An 18,948-nucleotide genomic window follows, 5' to 3' on the forward strand; every position below is an offset into this window, starting at 1 on the left:
TGCGTTCACGCCGCCGGCGTGCGAAACCGGTAAACCCGACGGCCGATTACGATTCGTGTGGCCGGCCCTCTCCGTTTCCGACGCTCGAACGAGACGTGGACCCGCGACCGGGTCCGCAAGCAACTTCTCGCCCCGCTGGCGTCGTCCTTCGGCGCCCGCATCGAAGAGCCGTGGTTCGCCGTCAACGACGACCGATACGACGCCGTCCGCTTCGAGATGGACAACGGCGACATCGCCCTCTTCTGTTTCCGACCGGGCCGCGCCTACTGGCTCGGAAACACCGAAACCCCCGAGCCGCTGTGGCGCACCGAGAAAGAGACCTTCGACGAGGCGCCCTACGCCGTCTCCCGGTGGGCCCAGCGGGAACTCACCGCTCGCATGGAACTCACCGACCCGTGGCTGACCGACTACGAACACGTCACGTGGTTCTTCCTGCCCGTCTTCTGCTCGAAGGACGGCCGCGATTCGACGCGCCGGTTCTTCGCCGAGGACGCCGCCGGCTTTCCCGACGCGACCCGCGAGGAGGGCCTCGAATTCTACGAAGCCTTCCTCTCGACGGGCGCCCTCGACGCCCACCGCTACACGATGGCCTCGAAACTCGGCACCTCGCCGGGCTACGACCTGACCCGCATGCGCGCCACGATGGCCGAATTTAACGTTGCTAAAATCCTCCACGACGCCGGCCTCGACTTCGAACCCGAGGTCGAACAGGAAAGCGGCCACGCGCTCGATTTCGCCGTCGACGGCCGACTCGTCGAGGTCACCCGCCCCGAACCGCCCGCCCGCCGCTCCCGCGCGGACCACCCCGTCGCCGCGGTCCGCGAAACCGGGAAGGCAAAGCAGGACGACCAACTCGCCAAACACCCCGACGCGGCCCTCTTCGTCGACTGTACCTCCTTTACCGGGCCCGAGTGGGCCGCCGTCAAGGGCGAACAACCCCACGTCGACCACGAACCGACCGTCGTCTTCCGGGTCCGCCCCGACGGGCACATCGAAGGCTACCGCTACGGCAAACTCCCCTTCGACCTCAAGGACGCCATCGAGTGGGTCTGAGGACGGCGACCTTCTCGATTTTCAGTGCTGCTTAAAAAGGGACGCTCACTATCGGTTTCTGCTGGTCAACCAACTGCTATCCTGGTGGACTGAAAGGGCGAGGCGGGGAGGCGTTTACTTGGTCGTCTGAGCGGGCCCTATCCGACCGTAGGGAGGATATCCCGCTCAGCGACCGCCTCCGCGCCGAGGGCTTTCGAGGTGATTGCGGTTCGATAGTCACCAAGCTCGGTTCATAAAAGAACGTACAATCCTAGCCGCCGTGACCGGGATAATCGCGCTCGAAGCGGTCCTGAATCTCCTCGCGTGAGAGTTCGATAATCGTCGGCCGACCGTGCGGACAGGCGTAGGGGTTCTCGCAGTCGTCCAGCGCCGACAGCAGCCCCGTCACCGTCCCCTCGCGCAGCGACGTATTACCCTTAATAGACGGATGGCAGGCCAAATCCCCGAGCAGGTCGTCCACTACGGACTCGACCGTTCCTTCTGGGTCGCCGTCGACGAACTCCGCCAGCAGGTCGCGGGCGAGTTCGGGCGCGTCGTCCCCGATACGCTCGGCGACCAGTGCCGGCACCGTCGTCACCGCGGCGGTCCGGTCGCCGGTCCGCTGGACGCGGAAGCCGAGGCGGGCCAGCGCCTCCTGATAATCGTCCAGCAGCGCGGCCTCGCGGGCAGTCAAATCCAGTTCAATCGGGTCGGCGAGCGCCTGCGTGGTCACCTCGCCCGCGAAGCGTTCCTGAAGTCGCTCGTAGTTGACCCGTTCGTCGGCGGCGTGCTGGTCGACCAACACGAGGCCGTCGTCGGTTTCCGCGACGATGTAGGTGCCGTCGAACTGCCCGAGGACGCGTAGTTCCGGCAGGCGGTCCATCGCCTTGGGCGTGCCCGTCGTTTCGGTGCCGCCGAAGGTGCGCTGGTCCGGCGTCTCGCGGAAGCGGTCGTTGTCCTCGTCTCTGGCGGCGGAATCGGGCGACTGCGCGGGGGCCTCCTCGATAGCATCGTCCTCCTCCCACGCAGCGGATGGCTCGCTTCGCGAAGCCGTCGACGAAGCGTCCGCTCGATTCGTTCCACGCGAAGCGTCGGTGGGGTTCGAACCCGCCCCCGTTTCGGGTCGAGCACGGTGACCCGAGTCGGTGCGTTCCGGGTTGTCCGCATCACCGCCTTCGCCCGTATCCGGCGAGATTTCGGTCTGTTCGGGGGCCGACCGTCCGCGCGGCGCACGCGAGCGGAGCAGACCCTCCTCCAGCAGTGCGGCCTCCACCGCGTCGCTGACCGTCTCGCGGACGCCCTCGTCGTCGGCGAAGAGCACCTCCAGTTTTCGGGGGTGGACGTTCACGTCGACGCCGCCGGCCGGGACGTCGATGTCGATGACGGCGAAGGGGTAGCGGTCCGGCGCGAGTTGGGTTCCGTAGGCGTCGACGATGGCCTCTCGGACGACGTTCGCGGTCACGTAGCGGCCGTTGACGAGCGTCGTCATGTATTCGCGACTCGCGCGGTTCGTTTCGGGGTGGCTGACGAGGCCCTCGACGCCCGCCAGCGGGCCGGCGTCGGTGTCGGCGTCGCCCTCCTCGCGGGCGTCGCCGACGGGAATCATCGACGCCGCGACTTCGCGGCCGTAGACCGAGAGGACGGCGCTGCGGCGGTCGCCGTCGCCGGGCGTCGAGAAGGTCTCGCGGCCGTCGTGTTCCAGCGTCACCGCGACGCCGGGGTTGGCCAGCGCGTAACCGGCGACGACCTGTTGGATGTGGTCGAACTCCGTGGCGGCGGTCTTGAGGTATTTCCGCCGCGCGGGGACGTTCCCGAAGAGGTCGGTCACTTCGACGGTCGTGCCCTCGGGACAGCCGACAGGGCCGCACTCGACCACGTCGCCGCCCTCGACGACGAGTTCGGTGCCGCGGGAGCCACCGCGTGGCTTCGTCCGAATCGCCAGCCGGGCGACCGACCCGATGGCGTGGAGGGCCTCCCCGCGGAAGCCGAGGGTGCCGATGGCGTCGAGGTCGCCGATATCCCGGAGTTTGCTGGTCGTATGCTCCCGGACGGCCTTGCGGGCCTCGCTTTCGGCCATGCCGAAGCCGTCGTCGGAAACGACGATGCGGTCGGTGCCGCCGGCCTCGACGCGGACGTCCACGCGGGAGGCGTCGGCGTCTAAGGCGTTCTCGACCAGTTCCTTGACGACCGATGCCGGTCGCTCGACGACCTCGCCGGCGGCGATTCGGTCCCGCGTCGTCTCGTCGAGTTGTCTGATTTCCGGAGCCATGAGGGGCCGCGTACGTACGCCGTTGGCCGCTCACCGTACCTAACTCTTTCTCAGCGCATCGGGCACAATCGTTATACTCGGGTGCGACGACCACATGCTATGAACGAGGACGGCGGCCCGGAGCCGCGGGACCGGGACTGGTACCGCGCGCTGCTCGACGCTGCCGCCGAAGTCGTCGTGGTCCTCGACGACGGCACCATCGAATACGCCAACGCCGCCGCGAGGGACGTCCTCGGCTACGACCCCGAATCCCTCGTCGGTATGCCGATAACGGAGTTCGTCCACGAGGACGACCGGGACGTTGCGCGCGACCTGCTCGCCGACGACGCTGCTGCGGCCGTCGACACCGAACTCCGCGTCCACCACGCCGACGGCACGATGCGGCAGGTCGCCCTCAGGCGGTCCGACCTCCCGGCCGAGGGGTCGGTCGAGGTGACCGTCCTCAGCCTCCGGGACGTGACCGACCGCCGGCAGCGGGAGGAGGAACTCGCTACCTACGAGACCATCGTCAAAACCGCGCCGGTCGGCCTCTTCACGCTGGACGAGACCGGCGACGTTACGTGGGCCAACGAGGTTTACGCCGACGCGCTGGGTATCTCGAGGGACGACCTCATCGGGACGTCATTCGAGGACCTCGTCGCGGCCGGCTACTACGCCCCCGAAACCGTCGACACCTACGCCGAGCACGTCCGAACGCTGCTGTCGTCGGACAACGACATCGAGCAGGCCAAATACCGGGTCGAGGTGCACCTCGACGGCGAGACGCTGGTCCACGACGCATACGTCGCCCTCCTGCCGCTGGAGGACGGCGAGTTTCAGGGCACCGTCATCGCGTTCCGTGACGTGACCCAACAGCAGGCCTCCCAGCGGGAACTCCAACGGCAGAACGAACGGCTCGACCAGTTCGCCTCCGTCGTCAGCCACGACCTCCGGAACCCGCTCAGCGTCGCCAAGGGCCGCCTGACCCTCGCCCGCAAGACCGGCGAGGACGAACACTTCGAGGCCGTCGCCGAAGCCCACGAGCGGATGATGTCGCTCATCGATGGTCTGCTGTCGGTCGCCCGCGAGGGGCGCACCCTCGAAAACCCCGTTTCCATCTCGATTGCCAGCGTTGCCGAGGCCGCGTGGGAATCGGTCGATACCGATGCCGCGACGCTGACCGTCGACGACGGCGCCGGCACCGTTACGGCCGACCCCGAACGCCTCCAGCGCCTCTTCGAGAACCTCTTTCGCAATGCGCTGGACCACGGCGGCGAGGGGGTCGCCGTCACCGTCGGCACGCTCGCGGACGACGAGGGCTTCTACGTCGCCGACGACGGCCCCGGCATCCCACCGGGGGACCGCGACCGCGTCTTCGAACAGGGCTACTCGACGAGTCCCGACGGCACCGGTTTCGGCCTCCGCATCGTCGATACCGTCGCCGAGGCCCACGGCTGGTCGGCTATCGCTGTCGAAAGCGAACCGGGCGGCGCCCGCATCGAAATCCACACCGGCGAGTAGCGCGGCACGAAGGCTTTTGGTTGCGGTGGGCGTTGCCAACGTGCATGATAGTGATGCACGCCGAACTCCCCATCGACCCCGAGCACCGCGAAGAAGCCATCGAACGCGTCGAAGAACTCGCCGTCGACTCCCGCGCCGAGGACGGCGTCATCGATTATCGGGTCACCACCGACATCGAGGATACCGATGTTATCCGCGTCATCGAGCAGTACGAGGACGACGACGCCGTCCAGTCCCACATGAACAGCGACCACTTCGAGGCCTTTCAGGCGGCAATCGGCGCCTGCCTCGCCGGCGACCCCGAGCTCTACCGGTACGAGGTCGAATCGAAGACGCGCGTGATGTAGCACGGCCGTCCGCTCGCCGGCCCGTTAAAATAGTTAGTCGTCGCTTTTGCTTCAGTCGTCGGCCGCCGCCGGCGCGCCGTGTTTGATTTCGTCGCCGAGCAACTCGAGGAACGTCGCGAGCCACTCGGGGTGGTCGGGCCACGCTTGGCCGGTTACGAGGTTCCCGTCGCGGGTGACCTCATCGACCCACGAACAACCGGCGGCCTCGCATTCGGCGCGGACGGCCGGATACGACGTCATCTCGTAGCCGTCGAGGACGTCGGCGGCCGCGAGGATTTGCGGGCCGTGACAGAGCGCCGCCACGGGTTTGTCCGCCTCGAAGAAGTGCTGGACCGTCTCGATGACCTCGTCGTAGGTGCGGAGATACTCCGGTGCCCGGCCGCCCGGAACACACAGCGCGTCGTACTCCGTCGGGTCGACCTCGTCCATCGTCGCGTTCAACTCGAAGTTGTGGCCGCGTGCCTCCATGTACGTCTGGTCGCCACGGAAGTCGTGGATGGCAGTCTTGACAGTCTCGCCCGCCTCCTTGTCGGGACAGACGGCGTCGACGTCGTGGCCGACCATCTCCAATGCCTGAAACGGTACCATTAGCTCGTAATCCTCGCCGAAATCCCCAACGACCATCAGGATGTCTTTGCCCATTGGTAACACCCATACTAGCTACGGAAACGGAATACAAAAATCCGCGCATTCATCACTCAAATGGGAGAAATCGGGTAGAACGCGTCGACTACCGAACGGCCGTGGACGGCGGGCGTCAGGGCGCGAGTTTCCGCCCGCCCCTCTCCCCGTTGAGGCGGTCGAAATGCCGTTGGCCTTGTTCGGTTAGCGCGTAGACGCCGCTCGTTGCGGTCATCGTGATATGGCCCTCGTTTTCGAGGTCGTAACATTGCCGGTCGACGGTGACGGGGTGGCGGTTCAGTCGGTCTGCCAGTTCGACGACCGGAGTCGCACCGTGCTCCGCGAGCAGCGCCAGAATCTCTCGCTCGGGGTCGGTTGCCATGGGTATCACTTACGAACGCTTCACAGTAACCCCGATGCTGTGTACTGCTGGTGGGTTTATAAGTATGCGAACGTCTGATGGTTCGTGGTGGGGCTTAGAAACACTATCTGACGTTCAGAGACATTCGGTGGCCGGACTCGGCTACGGCTCACCCGTCGAGCCGTTCCTGCCACTCCTGGACGCGACGCATCAGTTCGACGGGCGGCACCTCGTTGACGTCCATCCCTTCGAGGTCCTCCAGTACGGCCTCCGTGGCGGGGTCCAGCGGCTCCGGACCGCCGTCAGCCGATGCTTCGGCGCTTTCGGCCGTCCCCTCGGCATCGTCCCGGAACTCGCCGCTGCCGAGGTCGAAGACCGTCTGGACGGGCCCGTCGGAGCCGCCGCCCTTGGCCTCGATGGCCCGCTCGTTTCGCAGGCGGTCCAGCACGTTCCGCGCGCGGTCGACGACGGGAGCGGGCACGCCCGCGAGGTCGGCAACGTGGACGCCGTAGGAACGGTCGGTCGGCCCCTCCTCGATGGTTCGGAGGAAGGTGACCTCACCGTCCCGCTCCTCCGCAGCCACGTGAACGTTCTCGACGCGCGGCAACTCGTCGGCCAACGTCGTGAGTTCGTGATAGTGGGTCGCAAAGAGGGTGAACGCGCCGATTTCGTTGTGGAGATACTCGGTGGCGGCCCACGCAATCGAGATGCCGTCGTAGGTGGCCGTCCCGCGGCCGACCTCGTCGAGGATGACGAGGGAATCCTCGGTGGCCGAATGGAGGATGTTCGAGAGTTCCTGCATCTCGACCATGAACGTCGACCGCCCCTGTGCGAGTTCGTCGAGAGCGCCCACGCGGGTGTAGACGCCGTCGACGAGGCCGACACGGGCGCTGTCGGCGGGAACGAAGGAACCGACCTGTGCGAGCAGGGAAATCAGCGCGGCCTGTCGCATGTAGGTCGATTTGCCGGACATGTTCGGCCCCGTCACGAGCAAAAAGCGCCGCTCGCGGTCCAGATAGAGGTCGTTCGGCACGAACCGCGTCTCGGTTTCGACAACGGGATGGCGTCCCGCCTCGACGTCCAGCACCTGCTCGTCGGTCAACGCGGGGCGCGTCCAGTCCTGTTTGGCGGCGTGGGCCGCCAGCGAGCAGAAGGCGTCCAGTTCCGCGAGCGTGCGGCCGACTTCCTGCAGCAGGTCGGCCTCCTCGGCGACCGATTCGCGGAGGCGGCAGAAGGCCTCGTACTCACGGTCCCCGCGTTCCTCTTCGAGGCGCAGGATTTCGCGTTCCTTCTCCCGTAACTCGTCGAAGACGTACCGTTCGGCGTTTTTCAGGGTCTTGATGCCCTCGTAGTGGTCCGGCACGCCGTCGGCCGCGCTCTTGCCGACCTGCACGTAGTAGCCGTCCGTCTTGTTGCGGCCGACAGTGACATGGGAGAGGCCGTGCTGGCGCTTTTCGCGCTCTTCGAGGGTCTCGAAGAACTCCTCGGCCCGCTCGTGTCGGGCGACCAGTTCGTCGAGGTCCTCGTCGTAGCCCCGTTTTATCAGGCCGCCCTCGTGGAGCGTCTTCGGCGGGTCGTCGGCAAGGGCCTCCAGTTCCTCCCGGAGGGCCGCGACGGCCTCGCGGTCCAGGTCCGCAAAGAGGTCCGCAACCGGTGAATCCGCCAGTCGGGGCGCACCCTCGATGCTCTCGGCGAGGTCGGGCACGAGCGCCAGCGTCTCGCGGGCCCGCAACAGCGCGTCGGCGTCGGCGCTTCCGGACACCGCGCGACTGGCGACCCGTTCGAGGTCGTAGGCCTCGGCGAGCGTCTCCCGGAGGCCCTCCCGCACGAGCGCGTCGTCGGCCAGCGCCGCCACCGCGCGCTGGCGGCGCCGGAGTTCGCCCTCCCGTCGAAGCGGCCGGGTGAGCCACTCCTTCAGGAGGCGGCCGCCGGCGCTCGTTTCGGTGTGGTCGATAGTATCGAAGAGCGTCTTGCCGCCGCCGGTCATCGTCTCGGTTAGTTCGAGGTTACGCTGGGTGGTCGCGTCCAGCGAGACGTGGTCGTCCGGCGCGTAGGCCTGCAATCGCGTGACCGACGCGAGGGCGCCGACGCCCGTCTCGGCGACGTAGTCGATAGCCGCCCCGGCGGCCGCGACTGCCGCCTCGCTGTCGAGGCCGACGGTTTCGACGGCGTCGCCGAACTGCTCGGAGAGGGTGTGGCGAGCGCGGCCGGGGGCAAAGGCCTCCGTGTCGTGGAGGGTCGTCCGGCCGTCGATGCGCTCACGCAGGGTGGCGAGGAAGTCGTCGTCGGTCCGCACCTCGGGGCCGGGAACCACCTCGACCGGCGCGAACCGGTAGAGTTCGGTGAGCGCGCGACTCGCCGCGTCGGCCCCCGAAACCGCCGTCGCGCGGAAGGTGCCGGTCGTGATATCGCAGAACGCGAGACCGTATTCGTCGCCGTCGCGGGCGACCGCCGCGAGGTATTTCGCGTCGTCGTCGTCCGTCTCGATGAGCGTTCCCGGCGTAACGACGCGGGTCACCTTCCGGACGATATCGCCGTCCTCGTCGTGCTGGTCGGCGACGGCGATGCGGTAGCCGCGTTCGGCGAGTGCCTTCAGATAGGGTGTGAGGTCGTCGACGGGGACGCCCGCCATCTCGTAGTTCTCGCCGCCGGAGGAGCGCTCGGAGACCTTCAGGTCGAGTTCCTCGCCGACGAGGCGGGCGTCCTCGCCGAAGAACTCGTAGAAATCGCCCATCTGCATCGCCAACAGGTCCGCCTCGCTGTCGGCCTTCAACTCGAAGAACTCCCCGACGATACCCGAAGCCATGTCGCTATCGCCGGCCGCGGTGGGGTAAAGCGCTACGGTCGGCGGGTCCCGTTTTATATTCGCCCGCCGAGTGGACGGGGTCTGCTGGACCACGACACCCTCGTTGGTCCCATCGCCACCACGCTGGGTGACGTCTTCGGCGTCGTCAGTCTGGTGCTGTGTCGGGTCGGCGCTCGCCATGCCAAAACTGTTAGGCACTCTTCACTTCCCTCTGTTCGGGTTATTGTTTGGTATTACTACTCATGACCACGCATACCCGCCGCACCAGAGCTTTCGCCGGGGTGGCCGTCGCGGTGGTACTCCTCGTCGGTTGTCTCGGGTTGGTCGCGATAGCGGCCCCGAACGCGGCCGCCGCCGAGGCCAGCGAGCCGGTGTCGACCTACGCCGATACGGACGGGACGCTGACCGTCCTCTACGAGAACGGTACGACGAAATCGCTCGGCGTCTCCCCGAACGTCATCGGGCCGATGGAGGACATCGACGGCGACGGGACGCTCGAAGTGACGTATATCGACCAGAGCAACGACCTGCACGCCATCGGCCTCGACGGCAGTACCGGGACGCTCGTCAGCAATAATGCGACGGGCAAGTACATCGCCGTCGGCGACTGGAACGGTGACGGGACGACAGCCGTCTATTACAAGGGCTCCAACAACGGGAAGCTCTGGCGCGTCGAAGCCGGCGGCACGCCGGAAGCGGTTCGCGACCCCAGCGGTAACAAAATCGCCACGAACAGCCCGCTCGGCGTGGCTGACTACGACGGCGACGGTAACCGCGATATCATCTATCTCGGTAGTTCTTCCACGGTCAAGTACTACGACGGCGAGACCGTCGACAGCACCGGCTTTTCGAGTTTCGGGTCGAACAACGGCCTCGGCATCGGCGAACCGGCGACGTTCGAGGACCGCGGTGTTCGCGTCCCATACATCACGGGCAGCAACAACCTCGCGCTCTTGGCGGCGGACAGCAGCAAGGAGAAACTCGACGGGAACTACGGGAAGGCCGTCAAGGCCCCCGTCGCAGCCGCCGACTGGAACGGCGACGGGACACATGAGTTGATGCACGTCCACAAGGACAACAACGAGATTTACGTCGGCTATCTGAACGGCTCCGTCGACCCCGTGACGAACGCCGGCGGGTCGACCGTCCAGACCACGGCCGGCCTCGGCATCCTGGCGGGCGCCGCCAGACCTGCCCCAACGATTTCCGAATATAACGTGGCCAACCCCGAGGGCCGGGACGTCCGCGTCTCGTTCAACTCCAGCGACCGACTGACCGACATCGAAATCGACGTTTCCGGCGCCGAGAGCGCGACGCTGACCGAGGCCGATACGACCGAATCCGGCAGCGGCCCCTACCAGTACGTCGCAACCTACCGGGGTAGCGTCGACGGCGACTACACGGCGACGCTCGTCCGGGCCGCAAACAGCGACGGCGTCGACGGCGCCAGCGGCGAAAGCGGCACCGTCACCGTCGAGACGCCGTCGCCGACGGTCGATATCGCGACGCTGACCGACGCGGCTGACGGCGACGGGCTGGTCACCGACGGCGACTCGGTCCGCGTCGAGGCCACCGTCCACAACGAGAGCCGAATATCCTCAGTCACCGCCGACGCGTCGGCCTTCGGTGCCGGAAACGTCGTCCTCGCCCACGAGAGCGGGTCGACCTACACGGGCACGTTCACCGTCGATGCGGCCGGTGTCGGCGAGGACGGCAACCTGTCGGTGGCCGTCACCGCGACAAACGAGTACGGCCATACCGACACGAACGGTTCGGATACGGTCTTCGTCGATACGACGCCGCCCGATGCCTACGCCGGCCCCAACGCGACCATCGAGGAGGACACCAAGGTCATCTTCAACGGTCGCGGGACCCGCGACAACTACGAGGTCGTCGGCTACGCGTGGGACTTCGGCGACGGGACGACGGCCCCCGGCGACACCGTGACGAACGTCTTCGAGGAGCCGGGGACCTACACCGTCGCCCTGACCGCCGAGGACGCGGTCGGCCAGACGGCGACGGACACCCTGACGCTGGAGGTCACCGACGTCAACGAGACCACCAGCGACACCTCGGATAGCGAGACGACCACCGAGACCGACGTCGTCCGCATCTACGAGGAACGGGACACCGAGACGGAGACGGAATCGGATACCGAGACGGAGACGCAGACCCAGTCCCCATCCGTCATCGAACTCTCCCCGACGAAACGGCGCGTGGTCAACCGGACCGCTGATGGGCCGGTGGCGTTCGCCTTCGAGGCTGATATCGCCGATACCGAGCCGGTTCCGACGCAGGTGACGGTGCTCCCGGAACGGGACGGCCCGTTCAACATCTCGGTTCGGCCGCTCTCGGATGTCGGCCCGCCCGCGCCGAACCACACGGCCGTGGCGGGGTACTTCGCGGTGAACCACACTATCGACGAGGCGAACATCAGCAAGGCGACGCTGACACTCGCCGTGCCGAAATCCGAGGTGCCCGACGACGACCGACCGCCGACCGTCTACCGCCGCCATAACGGCTCCTGGGAGGGCCACGAGGCGGCCCGAGTCGACGAGACGAACGATACCGTCTACTACAACACGCGCCTGCCCGGCCTCTCGACGTTCGCGATGGGCTTCCGGTTGCCCGCTCTCAGCGTCGAGCGCGTGCAACTCGAACAGGACGCCGAACGCGCGGTCGACGTCACGGCGGTCGTCACGAACGACGGCACCGCGACGGCCACCGAATCGGTCGCCCTACAGGCCAACGGCGACCCCGTCGCCACGAAGAACGTCACCGTACCGCCCGGCGAGAACCGGACGGTGACGATGCGGCACACCTTCGAAAGCGCCGGTAACTATCGGCTCTCGCTGAACGGCGACGGCATCGGGTCGCTGACCGTCGACGACTCGGGGGCGACGGAGACGGCAGCGACGGGCCGAACCGGCGGCCCAGCAAGCGACTGGTGGCTGTTCGCCCTGCTATTCGCCACCCTTCTCGGTGGCGGTGGCCTCGTGGGCTATCGGCAACTGAACGGTAAGGGCCGATAGCGGACGGTCAAGCGTCGATTCCTCCTCTCGCTTCCGGTGATGTACGGGCCCGCCACACCGGGAACGCCCTTTTAAACGCCCGTCCCCGAATAGGGGTATGAGCGAAACCCAGCAGACCCCGACGGTACAGATTTATGCGGACTACGTCTGTCCGTTCTGCTATCTCGGCTACGCGTCGCTGGACCAGTATCGCGACAGCCGCGAGGAACCGCTGGAGACCGACTGGCACCCCTTCGACCTCCGGGCCGGCAAGCGAAACGCCGACGGTTCCATCGACCACTCGGTCGATGACGGCAAGGACGAGGAGTACTTCGAGGAGGCCCGCCGGAACGTCGAGCGCCTCGCCGAGAAGTACGACGCCGAGATGGCCCAGACCCTACGGAAGGACGTCGACTCGCTGGACGCCCAGCGCGTCGCCTGGCGCGCCCGCGAGGAGTACCCCGAGGCCTTCGAGGAGTTCCACCGCAGCGTCTTCGACGCCCTCTGGGAGGACGGCCGCGACATCGGCGACATCGACGTCCTGAAGGAACTCGCGAGCGACGCCGGCATCCCCGAGTCGTTCGTCGAGGAGACGCTGGCCGACGAATCGAGCGAGGCCGAACTCGAAGACGCCTTCCGCAACGCCCAACAGACCGGAATTTCCGGCGTGCCCACGTTCGTCTCCGAGGACAACCACGCCGCCCGCGGCGCGGTTCCGCCCGAACAGCTCCGACGCCTCGTCGAAGGCGCCTAACCAACCGAGCGACGGCGGCGGGGGATTTTTATATCGCCGCCGATTCCTGTGGTGTGCGAACGATGAACATGACGCTGCTTCATACGGACGACGGCGACCGCTACGGGCAGTTCCGTCTCGACGATACGCTCGTCGTCTACGACCGCGAGAACGCGAACGCGTGGGCGCGGGTCGCCCCCGCTACCGACGTGCGCACTTAATACGTTACGTCAGTCAGGTCTTCCGAGACGTCCCATAGCCGCTCGGCCGCCCCCTCGTCGTAGGAGCGGTCACTCGAACGCTGCTTTTCCGGCGCCCCGCGCATATTGAAGAGGCCGCCGGGGCCGACGTACTCGCCGCCGTCGATGGCCTCGGCCGTCGCCGCATACAGCATCGGCAGTGCGCCCTGTGCGGCCGACTGGGCGAACACCCGATTGAAGACGCCCATCAGCGCGCGTTTGAGCCGCGAGCCCTCGGCTTCGGGCCCGCGATACTGGAGGTTTGTCGCCGCGTAGCCGGGGTGGCAGGCGACGCTGGTCAGGTCGTCGCCGTGGCGGCGGTCCAGTTCGTAGGCGAACAGCACGTTCGCCAGTTTGCTCTGGGCGTAGGCGTCCCACTTGTCGTAGGACGCCTCGCCGTGGAGGTCATCGAAGTCGATTTCTCCGCGTTCGTGAACGCCGCTGGACTGGGTGACGACTCGCGGGTTCTCGGCCGCACGCAGCGAATCGAGCAGCAGACCGGTCAGCGCGAAGTGGCCGAGGTGGTTGATGCCGAACTGGCGTTCGAAACCGTCCTCCGTTTCGCCGCGGGGAATCGCCATCACGCCCGCGTTGTTACAGAGGACGTCGATGGCATCGAGTTCTCCCCCGACGGTCGCCGCGAACTCGCGTATCGAATCGAGCGACGCGAGGTCGAGTTCGCGCACCGACAGCGAGGCGTCGGGAACGTCGCCGCGGACGTCCGTCGCGGCCGCGCCGCCGCGGTCGAGGTCGCGACACGCCAGCACGACGTGGGCGCCCTTCCGGGCGAAGGCCCGCGTCGCTTCGAGGCCGAGGCCGCTGTTGGCGCCCGTGACGACGACCGTTTCGCCGGTGCAGTCGGGCATCTCGTCGGTGGTCCAGTCGGTCATATCGGTTTCTGGGCTGCCAGGGGGTTACGTCTTCGGTGAGCGGCAGTCGGAGCGCGTCGTTGGCTTATAAACCCGGCAATGTCGGGCGAAAAGCGGATTTGGGTAAGGAGTGGCATACGAGGTATGCGACCCCATCGACTCGTAGTGTTCGTCGCCGTCGCCTGCCTCGCGGTCGGCGCGCTCGGCGGCGTCGCCGCGGCCAACGGCGTTACCGAGGACACGACTATCGGGACGAACGAGAGCGTCACCGTCGGCGACAACGGCGGCTATCTCGACGTCACCTGTATCGGCACCGTGACCGACCACGAATGCGACAAGGAAGGCGAACTCGACGCCGGCCCCGCGTCGGTCGACTACGACGGCTTCAACGACGATAGCCTCGAAGACCGCCGGTCGACCTTCGGCGACAACTTCGTCATCACCGTCGACGACCAGGGCGCCGTCGTCGGCTTCACCTGCGATATCGACACCACTCCCTCGGCGGAGAACCCCTGTCCGGTCACTGTCGAACAGTACGAAGACGAGGGGAACAACGGGCAGGGCGATGAACGGAGCGACGACGACGGCGACAACGGCGATAACGGACAGGGCGACGACAACAACAACGCGCCGGACCACTCGAACCGGCCCTGAACGAGGGCGACTCTCTTCTCGTAACGCCCCTAGACTATAGGCCCCCGGCGGGTGAACCTCTGCTCGAATGGCGGCGATTCAGACGCGCGAGTTGACGAAACGCTACGGCGACGTGCTCGCCCTCGATGCGCTCTCGCTTTCGGTCGACCGCGGCGAGTGCTACGGTTTCCTCGGCCCGAACGGCGCCGGGAAATCGACCACCATCAACATCCTCACCGGCCAACTGGTCCCCGACTCCGGCGAGGCGCGGGTCGTCGACGTCGACCCCGTCGAGACGCCCGTCGAGGCACGAAAGCACGTCGGCATCCTCCCCGAAAGCGGTCGCCCGCCCTCGTTTCTGACCGTCCGGGAATACTTCGAGTTCGCCGCGGCGACGCGGGAACTCGACGACGCGACCGTCGAAAAACGGGTCGACACGTGGGCCGAGCGGCTGGAGTTCGCCCACAAACTCGATACGCTCTGTACGGACCTCTCGCAGGGCGAACGCCAGAAGGTCCTCATCACGCAGGCGTTCCTCCACGAACCCGAGGTGGTCTTCATCGACGAACCGCTGACGAACCTCGACCCCATCATGCAGGAGCGGGTCAAGCGCTTCTTCGAGACCTACCGCGAAGCGGGTAACACCCTCTTCCTGTCGACGCATTTCGTCGAGACTGCGGCCGAAGTCTGCACGCAGGTCGGTATCATCAACCGCGGCCACCTGCTTGAGGAGTTGCGGCCCCGCGGCATGACGGGCGACGAACTGCTCGACCGCTTCTTCGAGTCGGTCGACGAGGACATGGCCGCGGCCGAACTCACCCGCCAATGAGCCTCTCGATGCCCTACCTGCTCCGGATTATGGCAATCGAGGAGTTCCGCCTCCACAGCCGGCTGTTCGGCGGCAGCCGGTTCGCCGTCTTCCCGGTCTTCGTCGCGGTGGTCGCCGCCGGCACCGCCGCCTTCTTCGCCCTCGCCAATGCCGAAACCGGCCTTCTCATCGCTGGCCTCCATCTCATCGTCGCCGCCCTCGGCCTGCAGGTCGGCACGGTCGGCCTCGTCGGCCGGGACGCCCTCGAAGACCTGCTCGGGGAGACGACGCTACTGCTGTTTTCGGCCCGGACGCTGCCCGTTTCGGCGAAGAAACTGCTCGTCGCGTTCCTCCTGAAAGACGTCGGCTACTACGCCGTCCTCTTTTTGTTGCCGCTGACGGTCGGCCTCGTCCCGCTGGTCGTCATGGCCGGCCTGCCGGCGACTCGCCTGCCCCTGTTGTTCCTCACGTCGTCGGGGATGTTCGCCGTCGGCGTCGCCGCCAGTTTTGCGCTCGTCGGGCTTCACACCCGGTCGCGAGCGGCCGCCCTCGTCGTCGCGTTGGGAACCATCGCCGCCCTCGTCCTCGATAGCGGCCGCGTGCTCGTCTTCACGCCCTACGGCCTGCTGTCGGGTATTCGTCCACTCACCGTCATCTCCAGCCTCGCGCTCCCCATCGTTCTCGGCGTCGTCGGCGGCGCACTCTTCGAGTTCGACCGCCGGACGCCCTCCCGGACGTCGGTCGACCGCTTCCGGACGCTCAACGCGAAGTTGGGTACTTTCGACGAACAGGGCTTGCTGGCGAAATCACTGCTCGACGTGGTTCGGTCCTCGGGCGGCCTCTGGAAGGTCGTCTTCTCGCAGGGATTGGTCTTTGCCGTCCTCGCAGTACTTCTGGCCTACCTCCCCGATGTAGTGCCGGTCCGACCCGAACCCGGCCTCACCATCGCCGCCGTGCTCGCGCTGGGCTCGTTTACGACCTACAACTGGCTCTGCCAGTTCGACGATACGGCGTTCTACCTCCGATTCCCGGTTTCCTTGCCCGCCGTCTTCCGGGCGAAACTGCTTGGCTTCTGTGCGCTCGCGCTGCCCGCCGGCTTCGCCTTCCTCGCGCTCGGGACGGTCGTCTTCGGGACGGGCACGATGCTGGTCGGTATCGCCGTCTTCGCGCCGCTGTGTCTCTACATCTTCGGCATCACCGCGTATCTCGCCGGCCTCGAACCGACGGAACTCCTCTTCGATACGCCCGTCTTCGTCGGCTTCACGCTGGCGAACATGGTCGTCCTCATTCCGCTGGTCGTCGCCGCTATCGCCTTCCAGTTGGCGCCGACGCGGTTGGCGCTCGGTAGCGTCGGCTACGCGGTTCTTGCGGGCCTCGTCGGCCTCGGACTCTATCGGCGGGCCGGCCCGCGCTGGGAGCGGAAGGCGCTCGCTGGCGAGAACTGAGTCGAAAAACAGCCGTCGCGGCCTACCGGTTCAGCGTGTGGGTCGCCATGCCGCGAGCGTTGGCGGCGGCCTCGGCGACGGCCTCCGAAAGGCTCGGGTGGGTGTGAATCGTCGCGGCGATGTCCTCCAGTTGGGCGCCCATCTCGATGGCCAGTCCGACCTCGGCGATGAGTTCGGAGGCCTCGGGGCTGACGATTTGGGCGCCGAGGACGAACTCGGTTTCCTCGTCGGCGACGATGCGGACGAAGCCCTCGTCGGCGCTGAGGGTGAGCGCCCGCCCCGACGCACGAAGCGGCATCTCGCCGACGATGGGGTCGAAACCCTCCTCCTCGGCTTCCTGTTCGGTCATGCCGACCGTCCCGATTTCGGGGTCGGTGAAGACGGCGGCGGGAATGGCCTGATAGTCGAGGGCGGCGGGTTCGCCGGCGATGACCTCCGCGGCGACGTGGCCCTCCTTGTACGCCTTGTGTGCGAGCATCGGTTCGCCCGCGAGGTCGCCGACCGCGAAGATGTTCTCGACGTCGGTGCGGGCCTGATGGTCGGTGTCGATGGTACCGTCGTCGTTCGGTTCGAGGCCGGCGGCCTCGGGGTCGAACGTGTCGCTGACGGCGTGGCGGCCGACGGCGACAAGCACCTTCTCGGCGTCGTATTCGAAGGTCTCGCCGTCCTCGGTTTCGGTGGTGACGCGGACCTCGCCGCCGACCTCCTCCCAGCCCTCGGCAGCCTCGCCGAAGTGGAAGTCGATACCCAACTCCTCGGCGCGGCCGCGGATGATGCGCTTGACGTCCGCCTGATAGCCCGGGAGGATATCGTCGAGCATCTCGACGACGGTGACGTCACAGCCGAGTTTGGCGAGCACCGTCGACAGTTCCATGCCGATGTAGCCGCCGCCGACAACGAGCATCGAATCGGGGAGTTCGTCGAGGTTTAGCACGTCCCGCGAACTCAGGATGCGCTCGCCGTCGAAATGCAACCCTGGCAGTTGGACGGGTCGGCTGCCGGTGGCGACGATGGCGTGTTCGAACTCGATGGTTTCGCTGCCCTGCCCCTCGCCGCCGTGGGCGACGCGGGCGGTGTTCTCGTCGACGAACTCCGCGCGGCCCTGCACGAGGTTGACGCCGTTGGCCTTACACAGTTTCTCGACGCCGCTTGTCAGTTGGTCGACGACGCCGTCCTTCCAGCCGACCATCCCCTTGAGGTCGACGTCGGCGCGGGCGTGGATTCCCATCTCCTCGGCGTTGTTGGCGTCGTGAGCGAGGTTCGTACCGTGAATCAGCGCCTTCGACGGGATACACCCCTCGTTGAGGCAGGTGCCGCCGTACTCGTCCTTCTCGACCAGCGTGACGTCGAGGCCGAGTTGTCCGGCGCGAATCGCGGCGACGTAGCCGCCCGGCCCGCCACCGATAATCAATACCTCCGTGCCTGTTGCGATGTCTCCGACGACCATTCGTTAGCAACCTTCTCGCCCGCCGGGGTTAAAAACTGGCAGGAATTGCCATTGGGGACGAGTTGGCGGCCCGCACGGACGCCCGCGGTTGGCCCGAACCGGACGTTTTGTGACCCCCGGACCCCCACAAGCGGTATGCTCATCGCCTTCGACTTCGACGGGACGCTCTCCGATTCGGAGATGACGGTCCTCCTCGGCGAGGAAGCCGGCGTCGCCGACGAAATCGACGAGATTACCGAACGGGCCATGAACGACGAACTCTCCTACGCGGAGAGCCTCTACGAGCGGGCCGAACTCCTCGATGGCCTCCCCGAGGCGAAGGTCGAGGCGGCCTTCGACCGCGTGCAGTTGCGCCCCGGCGCGGCCGACGTCATCGCGGCCCTTCAGGAAGATGGCCACCACGTCGCCATCCTCACCGGCGGCTTCGACCGCGGCGTCGCCAAGGCACTGGAAGCCGAGGGCGTCTCGGTGGATACCATCGTCGCCAACCGCCTCCCGATGCGCAACGGGAAACTGACCGGCGACGCCGAGGGGCCGCTCATCGAGGGGACGAAGGACGACGCCCTCGATGACCTCGCCGCCGACGTCGGCGTCGAGATGGCCGATACGGTCGCCATCGGCGACGGCGCCAACGACCTGCCGATGCTGGAGGTCGCCGGCCTCGCTATCGGCTACGAACCCAAGCCCGCCGTCGGACCGCACTGTGACGTCGTGGTCGAATCGATGACCGACCTGCTGGAGCTGCTGGAAGCGAAGGGCGTCCTCGAATAACTCTTGGGTGGACGGACGGCTACGCACGGTTGGTTCATCCCATGTCACGGCCAAAA

16 protein-coding genes are annotated in these 18,948 nt (G+C 66.8%); 10 read left to right on the plus strand and 6 right to left on the minus strand.

From position 1 onward, the window contains the following. Nucleotides 1–57: 57 nt before the first annotated feature. Entirely contained in the window at nt 58–1,053 is a 996-nt protein-coding gene (locus HWV23_RS09510) for a DUF5784 family protein (RefSeq protein WP_178290170.1), read from the plus strand. 250 nt (nt 1,054–1,303) lie between these two features. Here the strand turns inward: HWV23_RS09510 and mutL are convergent, their stop codons facing one another. After that, entirely contained in the window at nt 1,304–3,301 is a 1,998-nt protein-coding gene (gene mutL, locus HWV23_RS09515; protein ID WP_178290171.1) for a DNA mismatch repair endonuclease MutL, read from the minus strand. 99 nt (nt 3,302–3,400) lie between these two features. On the opposite strand from mutL, the gene HWV23_RS09520 reads away from it, so the two are divergent. Further along, complete coding sequence (locus HWV23_RS09520) at nt 3,401–4,801, plus strand: PAS domain-containing sensor histidine kinase (RefSeq protein ID WP_178290172.1); 1,401 nt, start codon at nt 3,401–3,403, stop codon at nt 4,799–4,801. A 44-nt stretch (nt 4,802–4,845) separates the two neighbouring features. After that, nucleotides 4,846–5,148, plus strand: a complete 303-nt coding sequence (locus tag HWV23_RS09525) for a putative quinol monooxygenase (RefSeq protein ID WP_178290173.1) — start codon at nt 4,846–4,848, stop codon at nt 5,146–5,148. A gap of 51 nt (nt 5,149–5,199) precedes the next feature. Here HWV23_RS09525 and HWV23_RS09530 read toward each other — a convergent pair whose 3' ends face one another. From HWV23_RS09530 to mutS, 3 genes are all read right to left on the minus strand, one after another. Further along, nucleotides 5,200–5,790, minus strand: a complete 591-nt coding sequence (locus tag HWV23_RS09530) for a DJ-1/PfpI family protein (protein WP_178290174.1) — start codon at nt 5,788–5,790, stop codon at nt 5,200–5,202. A gap of 115 nt (nt 5,791–5,905) precedes the next feature. Beyond that, nucleotides 5,906–6,151 (minus strand): helix-turn-helix domain-containing protein, encoded by a 246-nt coding sequence (locus HWV23_RS09535; protein ID WP_178290175.1) that lies wholly within the window; start codon nt 6,149–6,151, stop codon nt 5,906–5,908. 148 nt (nt 6,152–6,299) lie between these two features. After that, nucleotides 6,300–8,936, minus strand: a complete 2,637-nt coding sequence (gene mutS, locus HWV23_RS09540) for a DNA mismatch repair protein MutS (RefSeq protein WP_178291641.1) — start codon at nt 8,934–8,936, stop codon at nt 6,300–6,302. A gap of 242 nt (nt 8,937–9,178) precedes the next feature. Between mutS and HWV23_RS09545 the strand changes: the two genes are divergently transcribed. The 3 genes from HWV23_RS09545 to HWV23_RS17195 all read left to right on the plus strand — a co-directional run bounded on the left by HWV23_RS09545 (nt 9,179) and on the right by HWV23_RS17195 (nt 12,901). After that, nucleotides 9,179–11,968, plus strand: a complete 2,790-nt coding sequence (locus HWV23_RS09545; RefSeq protein ID WP_178290176.1) for a PKD domain-containing protein — start codon at nt 9,179–9,181, stop codon at nt 11,966–11,968. A gap of 97 nt (nt 11,969–12,065) precedes the next feature. Further along, nucleotides 12,066–12,701: a DsbA family oxidoreductase gene (locus HWV23_RS09550; RefSeq protein WP_178290177.1), complete on the plus strand. Its 636-nt coding sequence runs from the start codon at nt 12,066–12,068 to the stop codon at nt 12,699–12,701. A 68-nt stretch (nt 12,702–12,769) separates the two neighbouring features. Further along, nucleotides 12,770–12,901, plus strand: coding sequence for a hypothetical protein (locus HWV23_RS17195; protein ID WP_281362651.1), 132 nt, complete (start codon nt 12,770–12,772; stop codon nt 12,899–12,901). Here HWV23_RS17195 and HWV23_RS09555 read toward each other — a convergent pair. Then, entirely contained in the window at nt 12,898–13,809 is a 912-nt protein-coding gene (locus HWV23_RS09555; RefSeq protein WP_178290178.1) for an oxidoreductase, read from the minus strand. The two genes, HWV23_RS17195 and HWV23_RS09555, sit on opposite strands and share 4 nt — an antisense overlap. A gap of 123 nt (nt 13,810–13,932) precedes the next feature. Here HWV23_RS09555 and HWV23_RS09560 point away from each other — a divergent pair, with 123 nt between their 5' ends. The 3 genes from HWV23_RS09560 to HWV23_RS09570 all read left to right on the plus strand — a co-directional run bounded on the left by HWV23_RS09560 (nt 13,933) and on the right by HWV23_RS09570 (nt 16,674). Beyond that, nucleotides 13,933–14,442, plus strand: coding sequence for a hypothetical protein (locus HWV23_RS09560; RefSeq protein ID WP_178290179.1), 510 nt, complete (start codon nt 13,933–13,935; stop codon nt 14,440–14,442). Between the two features lie 67 nt (nt 14,443–14,509). Further along, entirely contained in the window at nt 14,510–15,250 is a 741-nt protein-coding gene (locus HWV23_RS09565) for an ABC transporter ATP-binding protein (RefSeq protein WP_178290180.1), read from the plus strand. Beyond that, on the plus strand, nt 15,247–16,674 hold the full coding sequence (locus HWV23_RS09570) for a hypothetical protein (protein ID WP_178290181.1): 1,428 nt from the start codon (nt 15,247–15,249) through the stop codon (nt 16,672–16,674). Before HWV23_RS09565 ends, HWV23_RS09570 begins: the two co-directional genes overlap by 4 nt. Before the next feature lie 22 nt (nt 16,675–16,696). Here the strand turns inward: HWV23_RS09570 and lpdA are convergent, their stop codons facing one another. Then, nucleotides 16,697–18,121, minus strand: a complete 1,425-nt coding sequence (gene lpdA, locus HWV23_RS09575; RefSeq protein ID WP_178290182.1) for a dihydrolipoyl dehydrogenase — start codon at nt 18,119–18,121, stop codon at nt 16,697–16,699. A 135-nt stretch (nt 18,122–18,256) separates the two neighbouring features. Here lpdA and serB point away from each other — a divergent pair, with 135 nt between their 5' ends. Further along, entirely contained in the window at nt 18,257–18,892 is a 636-nt protein-coding gene (gene serB / locus HWV23_RS09580) for a phosphoserine phosphatase SerB (protein ID WP_178290183.1), read from the plus strand. Nucleotides 18,893–18,948: the final 56 nt, after the last annotated feature.

Origin of the sequence: Natronomonas halophila (genome assembly GCF_013391085.1) — an archaeon.
GTDB lineage: Archaea > Halobacteriota > Halobacteria > Halobacteriales > Haloarculaceae > Natronomonas > Natronomonas halophila.